15 protein-coding genes are annotated in these 12,468 nt (G+C 37.3%); 14 read left to right on the top strand and 1 reads right to left on the bottom strand.

Features of this window, described 5'->3' with window-relative positions; genetic code table 11:
* Positions 1-22: 22 nt before the first annotated feature.
* Positions 23-211 carry a hypothetical protein gene (locus ACFQZ1_RS04225; protein ID WP_020060848.1) on the top strand — a complete coding sequence of 63 codons (189 nt, stop codon included), beginning with the start codon at positions 23-25 and terminating at the stop codon, positions 209-211.
* Positions 212-228: 17 nt separating this feature from the next.
* Positions 229-357, top strand: coding sequence for a YrzQ family protein (locus ACFQZ1_RS04220; protein ID WP_020060849.1), 129 nt, complete (start codon positions 229-231; stop codon positions 355-357).
* Between the two features lie 59 nt (positions 358-416).
* Here ACFQZ1_RS04220 and ACFQZ1_RS04215 read toward each other — a convergent pair whose 3' ends face one another.
* A complete protein-coding gene (locus tag ACFQZ1_RS04215) occupies positions 417-629 on the bottom strand; it encodes a hypothetical protein (RefSeq protein ID WP_377880841.1) in 213 nt (70 codons plus the stop codon).
* Between the two features lie 216 nt (positions 630-845).
* Here ACFQZ1_RS04215 and ACFQZ1_RS04210 point away from each other — a divergent pair, with 216 nt between their 5' ends.
* The 12 genes from ACFQZ1_RS04210 to greA all read left to right on the top strand — a co-directional run bounded on the left by ACFQZ1_RS04210 (position 846) and on the right by greA (position 12,344).
* On the top strand, positions 846-1,922 hold the full coding sequence (locus tag ACFQZ1_RS04210) for an AI-2E family transporter (protein ID WP_377881046.1): 1,077 nt from the start codon (positions 846-848) through the stop codon (positions 1,920-1,922).
* Positions 1,923-2,288: 366 nt separating this feature from the next.
* Complete coding sequence (alaS, locus tag ACFQZ1_RS04205) at positions 2,289-4,931, top strand: alanine--tRNA ligase (protein ID WP_377880840.1); 2,643 nt, start codon at positions 2,289-2,291, stop codon at positions 4,929-4,931.
* Between the two features lie 74 nt (positions 4,932-5,005).
* Positions 5,006-5,272 (top strand): IreB family regulatory phosphoprotein, encoded by a 267-nt coding sequence (locus tag ACFQZ1_RS04200; protein WP_020060853.1) that lies wholly within the window; start codon positions 5,006-5,008, stop codon positions 5,270-5,272.
* Positions 5,273-5,275: 3 nt separating this feature from the next.
* Positions 5,276-5,689: a Holliday junction resolvase RuvX gene (ruvX, locus tag ACFQZ1_RS04195; protein WP_377880839.1), complete on the top strand. Its 414-nt coding sequence runs from the start codon at positions 5,276-5,278 to the stop codon at positions 5,687-5,689.
* A 12-nt stretch (positions 5,690-5,701) separates the two neighbouring features.
* Entirely contained in the window at positions 5,702-5,989 is a 288-nt protein-coding gene (locus ACFQZ1_RS04190) for a DUF1292 domain-containing protein (RefSeq protein ID WP_154710066.1), read from the top strand.
* 125 nt (positions 5,990-6,114) lie between these two features.
* Positions 6,115-6,567, top strand: a complete 453-nt coding sequence (locus ACFQZ1_RS04185) for a hypothetical protein (RefSeq protein ID WP_377880838.1) — start codon at positions 6,115-6,117, stop codon at positions 6,565-6,567.
* 221 nt (positions 6,568-6,788) lie between these two features.
* Positions 6,789-7,850 carry an endolytic transglycosylase MltG gene (gene mltG, locus ACFQZ1_RS04180; protein ID WP_377881045.1) on the top strand — a complete coding sequence of 354 codons (1,062 nt, stop codon included), beginning with the start codon at positions 6,789-6,791 and terminating at the stop codon, positions 7,848-7,850.
* Positions 7,851-8,047: 197 nt separating this feature from the next.
* A complete protein-coding gene (locus ACFQZ1_RS04175) occupies positions 8,048-8,695 on the top strand; it encodes an O-methyltransferase (protein ID WP_377880837.1) in 648 nt (215 codons plus the stop codon).
* A gap of 6 nt (positions 8,696-8,701) precedes the next feature.
* Positions 8,702-9,631: a peptidase U32 family protein gene (locus tag ACFQZ1_RS04170; RefSeq protein ID WP_377880836.1), complete on the top strand. Its 930-nt coding sequence runs from the start codon at positions 8,702-8,704 to the stop codon at positions 9,629-9,631.
* 16 nt (positions 9,632-9,647) lie between these two features.
* Complete coding sequence (locus ACFQZ1_RS04165; protein WP_377880835.1) at positions 9,648-10,928, top strand: peptidase U32 family protein; 1,281 nt, start codon at positions 9,648-9,650, stop codon at positions 10,926-10,928.
* Between the two features lie 17 nt (positions 10,929-10,945).
* Positions 10,946-11,584, top strand: a complete 639-nt coding sequence (gene udk / locus ACFQZ1_RS04160; protein WP_377880834.1) for a uridine kinase — start codon at positions 10,946-10,948, stop codon at positions 11,582-11,584.
* Positions 11,585-11,867: 283 nt separating this feature from the next.
* Positions 11,868-12,344: a transcription elongation factor GreA gene (gene greA, locus ACFQZ1_RS04155; RefSeq protein WP_377880833.1), complete on the top strand. Its 477-nt coding sequence runs from the start codon at positions 11,868-11,870 to the stop codon at positions 12,342-12,344.
* The last annotated feature ends 124 nt before the right edge of the window (positions 12,345-12,468 follow it).

Below are 12,468 nucleotides of genomic sequence, written 5' to 3'. Positions count from 1 at the left end.
ATTGTAAGGAGATGAACGTCATATGTTCAGTTGTCCAAACTGTAAAGGAAAAGATATTGGAAAAATAGGTGTAAATCAATATTATTGCTGGAACTGCTTTATTGAATTATCTATTTCAAAGGGGAAGATTCATACACATCAAGTCGAGGAAGATGGTTCATTAAGTTCTCTAGACGATTTGTTTGATGAGAATGAACGAACAATCGGCTAATAAGGAGAGTGTTAACTTTGAAATTGCGCTCATCATTAATTGTATTAGGTGTAGGAGCAGCAGCATATCAATATGCACGTAAGCAAGATGTATTTTCAAGACGAAATATGAAAAGAGCACGTAAAATGCTTAAGTCCTATTTATAATTCCCATTATACATGCATGTTTTAGATGCGAAAAAGCTCCCGAACATTAGGGAGCTTTTTTACATGGTTGTGTAGAGATAAAACAGTCCGATTTGGGAGAAAAGATAAGAAAGTCCGTAGCAGCCCATCCCTAAAACACCATAGTGCCAAAGGTGCCTGGCACGCTCTTGCGTTGAAGAAGGAATGAAAAATCCTTTCCAAATGCCAAATCCAATACATACCCATTCTAAAAGCATACAAAGTGCAGAAAGCCCCAGCATCAACCAAACCATTTTGCGCCTCCTAACTTTGTTGAACCAATCGGGTTTTTTGCCCGTTAAAGCGGAATAAACAATAATGAGAACAAGAAATGCTATGAAATTGCGCTTGTTAGTTAGAGTATATGTATTCTTCTACAAAACAGTAAAAATACCTACAAAAATATCCGAGTATGAGGGAGTTTTTTAATTTTTACACATAACCTTCTTTGTTTCTTTTCAAACTAAGAGATAGAGGAGGTTTTTCTATTGAAGAATCTTAAAATTATTTGGATTTACCGGTTAGGTTTATTATTGCTGATTTTTTTATGTTTGCTTGTCTTTTTGAAAATTAAGCCATTTTGGGCACCAATTTTATTTGTTATTAAAGTCGCGATTACACCATTTTTCATCGCTTGCTTTATTGCTTATTTGCTGCATCCGCTTATTGAAAAATTGCATGAAAAAGGCATGCCGCGGACATTTGCCATTTTACTCATTTACATTCTTTTCTTTGGTGGTCTTGGATATGGGGTGTATAAAGGAACACCAGCTGTTATTGCGCAGCTCCGAGAAATGAACGAGCAATTTCCGCAATTTGTGAGCATGTATGAAACATGGTCGGATGGAGTAACAGAGCAAACTGAAAACTTTCCTGAGTTCGTGAATGAGAAAATTAAACAAATCTTTACAGGGGTTGAAGGGAAGATACAAGCGCTTTTAAATAAAGTGATGAGTACGGCACGAGGGATACTTGATTCACTTCTTCTTATTTTTTTAATTCCATTTATCGTATTTTATATATTAAAAGACTACGGTGAATTTTATCATATTTTTTGGAAGCTTGTACCGAGTAAATGGCGGGAGGATGGTCAGCAGTTAGCGAAAGAAATTGATAAGTCTCTTGGGAATTATATTCGCGGACAATTATTTGTTTGTTTAATTTTAGGAGGGGTCTCTGCTTTATCATTTTGGTTTATCGGAATGAAGTATCCGCTTCTTTTAGGGATTATCGTTGGAGTTACTGATATTATCCCGTACTTCGGTCCTATTTTAGGAGCGATTCCAACATTAATGATTGCCGCAACAGTATCAATGAATTTAGTTATTAAAGCCGGAATTACCCTTGCGATTTTACAATTTGTTGAGAGTAATATTTTGTCTCCCTATATTGTAGGAAGATCTTTGCGGATGCATCCTGTTGTCATTATGCTTGCACTGCTTGTTGGGGGAGAAATTGGCGGCATTGTAGGACTCTTATTATCTGTACCACTGTTAGCAATTCTTCGCACCATTATTGTACATACCAAGCTATTTTGGAAACATTGACAAATAGAAACGGATTCGCTACAATTTGGGCATATAGTAAATGATAAATTGATGACGGAACGAGTATGTTACAGTCCATTTTGCAGAGAGAGACTTCCTTAGGCTGAAAGAAGTGTCAGATGAAGGGTAACAGAACGCTATTCCTGAGAGCAGCTAATCCCTGCCGTCTTGCCACGTTACGGCAACTTGAGGTGATGAAATATATGCATATTGTTAGGATGTGCAATCTAGCCGTCGTGTCTGAAAATGAGACACTTCGCTTTTTATTTCATAATCAGGGTGGTAACGCGAGTCAACTCTCGTCCCTGTTATAGGGGACGGGAGTTTTTTGTTTTTTAATTGATTTTAATGAAGGAGGAAATACATATGAAACACTTAACAGGCGCACAAATTCGTCAAATGTTTTTAGATTTTTTCCAAGAAAAAGGACATGCAGTAGAACCGAGTGCATCATTAGTTCCGCACGAAGATCCATCTCTTTTATGGATTAACAGCGGTGTTGCAACGCTGAAAAAATATTTTGATGGCCGCGTAATTCCGCAAAACCCACGTATTACAAATGCACAAAAGTCAATTCGTACAAACGATATTGAAAATGTAGGGAAAACAGCTCGTCACCATACATTCTTTGAAATGTTAGGGAACTTCTCAATTGGTGATTACTTCAAAGAAGAAGCAATTACATGGGCTTGGGAGTTTTTAACGAGTGACAAATGGATTGGCTTTGATAAAGAGCTTTTATCTGTAACAATCCATCCAGAAGATGAAGAAGCATTCCAAATTTGGAATGAGAAAATGGGTGTGCCAAAAGAGCGCATTATTCGTTTAGAAGAAAACTTCTGGGATATCGGTGAAGGCCCAAGTGGACCGAACACAGAAATTTTCTACGACCGCGGAGAAGCTTACGGTAACGATTTTAGCGATCCAGAATTATATCCAGGCGGAGAAAACGAGCGTTATTTAGAAGTATGGAACCTTGTATTCTCACAATTCAACCATAACCCTGACGGTACATATACGCCGCTTCCAAAGAAAAACATTGATACAGGGATGGGTCTTGAGCGTATGGCATCTGTTGTTCAAAACGTGCCAACGAACTTTGACACAGACTTATTTATGCCAATTATCGGTGCAACAGAAGCAATTTCTGGTGAAAAATACCGCGCTGGTAATCTTGAGCAAGATACAGCGTTTAAAGTAATTGCTGATCATATTCGTACAGTAACATTTGCGGTTGGAGACGGAGCTCTTCCTTCTAACGAAGGCCGCGGTTATGTGTTACGTCGTTTATTACGCCGTGCTGTACGTTATGCGAAGAAATTAAATATTAATCGTCCATTTATGTACGAATTAGTACCAGTTGTTGGAGAAGTAATGAAAGACTTCTACCCAGAAGTTCTTGAGAAAAAAGATTTCATTGCACGCGTTGTGAAAAATGAAGAGGAGCGTTTCCATGAAACACTTCATGACGGAGAAGCAATTTTAGCTGAAGTGATTGGAAAAGCAAAAGAAGAAAAGTCAACTGTTATTTCTGGCGAAGACGCATTCCGTCTATATGACACATACGGATTCCCAATTGAATTGACAGAAGAATATGCAGAAGAAGCTGGTATGACAGTTGATCATGAAGGTTTCGAAGCTGAGATGGAGAAACAACGTGAACGTGCACGTGCAGCTCGTCAAGATGTTGATTCGATGCAAGTACAAGGCGGGGTTCTTGGTGAAATTAAAGTAACGAGCGAATTTGTCGGTTACAATACAGTTGGAACAGAAAGTAATGTTGCTGCCCTTGTGAAGAACGGTGAGTTCACTGATAGCTTACAAGCTGGTGAAGAAGGACAATTAATGTTAGATGTAACACCATTCTATGCTGAGAGCGGCGGACAAACTGCTGACCGTGGTTACCTTCTTGCTGATGGCGTAAAAGTACTTGTAAAAGATGTACAAAAAGCACCAAATGGTCAAAACTTACACAAAGTAGTTGTTGAAGAAGGAACATTAACGAAAGATGCAGCAGTAAAAACGTTAATCGATACGAAAAACCGCGCAGCAATCGTGAAAAACCATACAGCAACTCACCTTCTGCATCAAGCATTAAAAGATGTTCTTGGTGGACATGTAAACCAAGCAGGGTCGCTTGTAACATCAGAGCGTTTACGTTTTGACTTCTCTCATTTCGGTCAAGTACAAGCTGATGAACTTGAAAAAATTGAGCGTATTGTAAACGAAAAAATTTGGGAAAGTATCACAGTAGACATTTCTCAAAAAGCAATTGAAGAAGCAAAAGCGATGGGTGCAATGGCACTATTCGGTGAAAAATACGGAGATGTTGTACGCGTTGTACAAGTAGGCGATTATAGCTTAGAGCTTTGCGGTGGTTGCCATGTAGATAACACGGCATCTATCGGTATCTTCAAAATCGTTGCTGAATCTGGTATTGGAGCAGGAACGCGCCGTATTGAAGCGGTAACAGGAAAAGCTGCATATGAATTAATGAACGAACAAGTTGGTTTATTAAAAGAAGCAGCGAATAAAATGAAAACAAATCCGAAAGACATTTTAACAAGAGTGGATGGTTTGTTTGCTGAAGTAAAACAACTGCAAAAAGAAAATGAATCTCTTGCAGCAAAACTAAGCAACATTGAAGCTGGTAATTTAACAGATGCAGTGCGTACAGTTGATGGTGTAAGTGTGCTTGCGACAAAAGTAAATGTTGCAGATATGAATAACTTACGTACAATGATGGATGACTTAAAGAACAAATTACAATCTGCAATTATCGTGCTTGCAGCTGTAAGTGATGATAAGGTCAACATTCTTGCTGGTGTAACGAAAGATTTAATTGAACAAGGATACCATGCTGGTAAGCTTGTGAAAGAAGTAGCATCTCGCTGCGGCGGCGGCGGCGGCGGTCGTCCTGATATGGCGCAAGCTGGTGGTAAAAATCCAGCACAAGTAGAGGATGCACTTTCATTTGTAGAAGAGTACGTTAAATCTGTTTCAAAATAAAGAGATAGTAGTGTACAATAGTAGGGAGAAGGGATATCTTTCTCCCTATACCTAGTAAAGTGAGGTGCTTAAAAATGGACGGGTTCGATAAAACGATGAAGTTTAACTTCCAAGAAGAAAAACAAAATGTCCATGTAAATGACGTACTATTAACTGTGTATGATGCACTTCAAGAAAAAGGATATAATCCGATTAATCAAATCGTCGGTTATTTATTAAGTGGAGATCCAGCATACATACCTCGTCATAAAGATGCTCGCAATGTTATTCGTAAGCTAGAACGTGATGAATTGATTGAGGAGCTTGTAAAGTCTTACTTGAAGCATCATCGTGAGGAGTAGTTTATGCGTATATTAGGTTTAGATGTTGGGACAAAAACAGTCGGCGCTGCAATAAGCGATGAGATGGGCTGGACAGCACAAGGCTTGGAAACGATTAAAATTAACGAAGAAAGAGGCGAATTTGGTTTTAATCGTATTTCTGAGTTAGTAAAACAGTACAATGTGGACAAGATAGTAGTAGGATTGCCAAAAAACATGAATGGTACAATCGGTCCGCGCGGTGAAGCTTGTCAGCAATTTGCAGAAAAATTGGGTGAGCTCGTGCAATTGGAAGTTGTACTGTGGGACGAACGCTTGTCAACAATGGCAGCGGAGCGCCTGCTCATTTCGGCAGATGTAAGCCGAAAAAAACGAAAGCAAGTCATTGATAAGATGGCAGCTGTCGTAATTTTGCAAGGATATTTAGATAGTAAATAAGAGGTGACCATAATGGAAGAAAATCAAATTACAATTGTTGACGAAAAAGGTAACGAACATCTATGTGAAATTATTTTCACTTTTGATGCTGAAAAATTTGGTAAAAAATCTTACGTAGTATTCTCACCAATCGGTGAAGTTGACGAAGATGGCGATCCAATTTATGATGCAATGGCTTTCGAGCAAAACGAAGAAGAATCTGGCGGAACATTACTTCCAATCGAATCAGAAGAAGAGTGGGAAATGGTACAAGAAATGTTTAACACTCTTGCTGATGAAGAAGAAGGCGAAGAAGCGTAATATGGTAAATGCAAACAAACTGATTTCATATGGAAATCAGTTTGTTTGTTATATAATATAATTTATTAGTGGGTTTTATATATTGCTTTATCAAGATTATCCAATAAGAGGAGGGACTACTTAGTATGAATTGGGATAAAATAAAGGGAACAGAAGACATAGAGGCATTTCTTAACACATTTGGTCATTTTCACGATAGCTGTTTAAAAGAGTTATATATGTGGACGGAAAGTTATGTAGATGAAGAATTAAGCATGGCAGTACCAATCGGATTTGATACAAATGTTAGGATGCTGTTTCAGAGACAGTTTAAAAATCCGTCAGCAATCGAATTAGTATTTGAAGGTGTAACCCAATTTCATGTTATTCCAAGTGGTGAAAACCAGGATTCAATTATTTATGACGCTACTCTTCTCTTACAGGATGATACATTTTATTGGGCAAATATGTACGGCTGGACACCGGATGATAATCGTTACAAAGGTGTGAGTTGGATTGCAGCTAAAGGTGTAAAATGGCGTGATGTAAGTTCTTGGATGGGAGAACAGATGAGATATGGTGTGCTTGAAGACTGTTAATTATTTTCTTGTCAGTAAACTGAAATCATATTTGTAAGATGAATGGAAGATTTTTTGTCGAAAGCATACAGTTATTTGTAGTATAATGATACAGGTTGTAGAAAAAAGAAAAAACATGTCTAAAGAATAGACATGTTTTTTAGTATTTCGTAGGTTGTTGTATAGAGTAGGCGAGTACATTATACAATTAAGAATAAGGAGGACATAGGGTAGTGAATCAAATGAAAACAAAAAAACGAAGAAGAGTAATTGCAGCCATTTTCATTGCATTGCTTGTTGTTTGTGGTTCTGCATATGCATATATTGCTTCAGCTTTAAAGCCGCTTAATGCAGAGAGTAAAAAGGAAATTCAAGTGGAAATTCCAAAAGGCTCTTCTACAAGTAAGATTGGAGAGGTTTTGGAAGATAAAGGGATTGTGAAAAGTGGAACTATATTTAGTTTATACGCAAAAATGAAGTCTGAAAATTTACAAGCTGGCACATATTTGTTAAACCCATCGATGAATGTAGATGAAATAATGGGACAAATGTCATCCGGTAATGTGCATCGTCCGGTTGCTTATAAAGTGACAGTTAAAGAGGGTGCACAAGTTGTTGAAATTGCAGATACAATTGCAAAGGAATTTAACTTAAGTAAAGAAGATGTTATTCGTCAGTTGAATGATAAAGCATTTGTGCAAAAACTCCAGCAGAAGTATCCACTATTGCTTACTAATAAAATTTTTGATAGCAATATTAAGTATCCATTAGAAGGGTATTTATATCCGGCTACATACCCGTACTATAAAAAGCAAGTAACGTTAGAAGAAATTGTAACGCCAATGCTTGATAAAACAAATAAATTGATTGAACAAAACGTACAAAAAATGCAAGCAAGACAATTGGATGTTCACCAATTATTGACAATGTCTTCTTTAATTGAAGAGGAAGCAACAGGTTATACCGATCGGAAAAATATTGCTAGTGTATTTTATAATCGTTTAGCAAAAGGAATGCCGCTGCAAACAGATCCAACAGTGCTATATGCATTAGGTAAGCATAAAGAACGTGTACTATATGAGGATTTAAAAGTAAACTCTCCGTATAATACATATGTTGTAAAAGGATTACCAGTTGGACCAATTTCGAATTCTAGTGTAAAATCAGTAGAAGCAGCACTTGAACCTGCACAAACAGATTATTATTATTTCTTAGCGGCACCAGATGGTCAAGTGTATTACGCTAAGACGTTAGAAGAACATAACGCGTTAAAACAGAAATATATTACACAAAAGCAATCGTAAATTTTTTGAGGGAAGCGAGAAAAATTCGCATATCCCTCTTTTTTATGATAAAATATATCGGGTTAAAAACTGGCAGAAGAATCGTTTTTTAATATAGAAACGGGACGTACAAGCTAAGAATAGAGCGAGCTTGTATTTTTCTTTCTGCACAGAGACGATATTCTTTTTACTTCTCCATGCGATAAGGAGGACTATCTATGGAGCAACAAGATGCAGTTTATGAATATTTGCAGTCTTTTATCGATCCGAAAGATGAGCTGATTCTGGAAATGGAACAGTATGCGATGGAGTATCATGTACCGATTATGGATCGTCTCGGTATGGAATTTATGTTGCAATTTTTGCGTTTAATTGAGCCACAGACCATATTAGAGCTTGGTACAGCAATAGGATATTCTAGTATTCGCATGATGCAAGCCATTCCAAATTCACGCATTGTCACAGTAGAGCGAAATGCGGATCGATATGAAAAAGCAATTGAATATATAAATCGTTCCCCAGTAAAAGAACGCATTTCTGTCATTTTTGGAGATGCTTTAGAAACAGGAGAACAAGTAAAAGAACATGGCACATTTGATGTCATTTTTATTGATGCAGCAAAAGGACAATACCGTCGCTTCTTTGATATATATGAACCGTTATTGAATCCTGGCGGCGTTATTATTTCAGATAATGTACTATATCACGGTCTTGTGACGACAAAGGAACACATTGAAAATAGACGTACACGCGGTTTAATTAGAAGAATTAAAACGTATAATGAGTGGCTCATGAATCATGAAGGATATGATACAACAATTTTCCCGATTGGTGATGGAGTAGCAGTGAGTAAAAAGAAGGGGTGACGTATAATGAAAAAACCTGAGTTGTTAGTAACGCCAAGAACAGTGGCGGACATTGAACCACTTGCAAAAGCAGGTGCAGATGCAGTAATGATTGGTGAACAAAAGTTTGGTTTACGTTTAGCTGGTGAATTCTCTCGTGAAGACGTAAAAGAAGCAGTAGCTATTGCACATGAAAATAACATGAAAGTGTATGTTGCAATGAATGCGATGTTCCATAATGACAAAGTAGAAGCTTTAAAAGATTACGTTGCATTTTTACAAGAAGTAAATGTAGATGCAGTTGTATTTGGGGATCCAGCTGTATTAATGACAGTGCGTGAAGTTGCACCAAATATGCAAATGCATTGGAATACAGAAACAACAGCAACAAACTGGTTTACATGCAATTATTGGGGACGTAAAGGTGCAAAACGCGCTGTTCTTGCTCGCGAATTAAGCTTAGATGAAATTGTGGAATTAAAAGAAAATGCAGAAGTGGAAGTGGAAGTACAAATCCACGGAATGACATGTATGTTCCAATCAAAGCGTTCTTTAGTAGGAAACTACTTTGAGTATCAAGGCCGCGATATGGAAATTGAAAAGAAGAAGTATGAAGAAAACATGTTTTTACATGATAAAGAACGTAATAATAAATATCCAGTTTATGAAGATGAGAACGGCACTCACATTATGAGTCCGAATGATATTTGTTTTATCGATGAATTAGAAGAGTTAATCGATGCTGAAATCGATAGCTTAAAAATTGATGGTGTATTAAAAAGTTCAGAATACATCGTTGAAGCGACGAAGAAATATCGTAAGGCCATTGATTTATGCGTAGAAGATCGCGATGCGTATTATGACGTAAAAGATGATTTATATAAAGAAATTGAAGAAATCCAACCGGTAAATCGCCCGTTAGATACAGGATTCTTCTTCAAAGAAACTGTTTATTAAAAAGGAGGTTCAGCATATGACTGTCAAAGAAATTTCACGTGTAATTGACGGAAAACGTGTTATTGTAAAGAAACCAGAGTTATTAATACCAGCAGGTAACTTAGAAAAATTAAAAGTAGCTATTCATTACGGTGCAGATGCTGTATATTTAGGTGGACAAGAATTTGGTCTTCGCTCGAATGCAGGTAACTTTACGCTAGAAGAAATGGCAGAAGGCGTTGAATTTGCAAAGAAATATGGCGCGAAAATATATGTAACAACAAATATCTTTGCACATAACGAAAATATGGATGGATTAGAAGAATATTTAAGAGGGATTGAAAAAGCTGGTGTAACGGGTATTATCGTTGCAGATCCTCTTATTATTGAGACGTGTAAACGTGTAGCACCTTCTGTTGAAGTGCATTTAAGTACACAACAATCACTATCCAACTGGAAAGCGGCGCAGTATTGGAAAGAAGAAGGATTACACCGCCTTGTATTAGCTCGTGAAGTAGGCTATGAAGAGATGAAAGAAATCAAAGAGCACGTTGATATTGAAATTGAAGCATTTGTCCATGGTGCAATGTGTATTGCATACTCTGGAAGATGTACATTAAGTAATCATATGACGGCACGTGACTCTAACCGTGGTGGTTGCTGTCAGTCTTGCCGCTGGGATTATGATTTAATTCAAACAGTATCGCAGCATAAAGATGCACAAGAGCTTCCTTTATTTAAGGAAGAGGATGCTCCTTTTGCAATGAGTCCAAAAGACTTAAATCTTATTTTATCTATCCCGAAAATGATTGAAATTGGGATTGACAGCTTGAAAGTTGAAGGGCGCATGAAATCAATTCACTACGTTGCAACTGTTGCAACTGTATATCGTAAAGTGATTGATGCATATTGTGCAGATCCAGACAATTTCGAGTTTAAACAAGAATGGTTAGAAGAACTTGATAAATGTGCCAACCGCGATACAGCTCCTGCATTCTTTGAAGGAGTTCCTGGGTATCAAGAGCAAATGTATGGAAATCATAGTAAGAAAACAACGTATGATTTTGCTGGTTTAGTGTTAGATTATAATGAAGAAACAGGCATTGCGACAATTGAGCAGCGTAACTATTTCAAACCAGGTCATGAAGTTGAGTTCTTTGGACCAGAAATTGAAAACTTTACACAAACGGTGGAAAAAATTTGGGATGAGGATGGAAACGAATTAGATGCAGCGAGACATCCGTTGCAAATCGTGAAATTCAAAGTGGATCGACCAGTGTATGTGAACAACATGATGCGAAAAAGCATACTTCAATAAGAAAGAGTGGTAGTTGAATGGGGACGAACAAGCCTGTTGTAATTGGAATCGCTGGTGGTTCAGGATCAGGTAAAACAAGTGTAACAAAAGCAATCTTTGATCAATTTCAAGGTCATTCTATTTTAATCTTAGAGCAAGATTATTATTATAAAGATCAAAGTCATCTGCCAATGGAGGAGCGTTTAAAAACAAATTATGATCATCCGTTAGCATTTGATAATGACTTGTTAATTGAGCACTTGCATCAGTTGCTTGCGTATAAGCAGATTGAGAAGCCTGTATATGATTACACATTGCATACACGCTCGGAAGAAATTATTCCAGTAGAACCGAAAGATGTAATTATTTTAGAGGGAATTCTGATTTTAGAAGACCCACGTCTTTGCGATTTAATGGATATTAAAGTGTTTGTTGATACAGATGCTGATCTTCGCATTTTACGACGTATGGAGCGAGATATTAAAGAACGCGGCCGTACGATGGAATCTGTTGTTGAACAATATGTAAATGTTGTGCGTCCAATGCACAATCAATTTATTGAGCCTTCTAAGAAATTTGCGGATATTATTATTCCAGAAGGCGGACAAAATCATGTTGCGATTGATATTATGGTTACAAAAATTGCAACAATTCTTGAAGAAAAAGTGAATTTGTAATAGCATAGTAAAAGATGTACGATAGGAAGGGATTTTTCCCCTTTCTATCGAATACAATGAAACATGCCAACCTCACCCACATCTAGGTGAGGGCATATTTATATTAACTTTCCATACATATCTTCTTTAAATAAGGAAGAATTGGGAAAATTCCGGGGTTGTGTGTGACAACTCCGCTAGTGCTAAGTGTACTAGAAACTTCCGCTATTTCATAAGGCGGGAGAGTTTTCATATGGAACTCCTCTTTTTTTCGGGGGATTGGTATATAAAAGGAGTGGAAAACATGGCAACAGAAAAAACATACCCTATGACACTTGAGGGAAAACAAAAATTAGAACATGAGCTTGAACAATTAAAAACAGTAAGACGTAAAGAAGTTGTAGAGCGTATTAAAATTGCGCGCAGCTTTGGTGATCTTTCTGAGAACTCTGAGTACGATGCAGCAAAAGATGAGCAAGCATTCGTAGAAGGCCGTATTACACAGCTTGAAAACATGATTCGTAATGCAGTTATTATTGAAGATAACGGTGAAGATTCTACGGTAGTAACACTTGGTAAAACAGTTATTTTCCAAGAGTTACCGGATGGTGAAGAAGAAGCATATACAATCGTTGGTAGCGCTGAAGCTGATCCATTTGAAGGGAAAATTTCTAACGATTCTCCAATTGCGAAGAGCTTAATGGGTAAGCAAATTGGCGAAGAAGTAACCGTACAAACGCCAGGCGGAGATATGCGCGTAAAAATCGTTTCTGTAAAGTAAAACAAAAAGCTAACTCATCTTATGGTGAGTTAGCTTTTTTAATGTTGAGATTCATATGCCTCATCTCAACATTCATGGGAGATAAAGTGAGTCTTTACTACATCAAATTCTATTGTCTCTTTGT

Source organism: Bacillus sp. CGMCC 1.60114 (genome assembly GCF_042676365.1).
GTDB classification, from domain to species: Bacteria; Bacillota; Bacilli; order Bacillales; family Bacillaceae_G; genus Bacillus_A; species Bacillus_A rhizoplanae_A.
The sequence above is the reverse complement of the archived record's forward strand: the minus strand, read 5'-3'. Positions and strand labels throughout refer to the sequence as shown.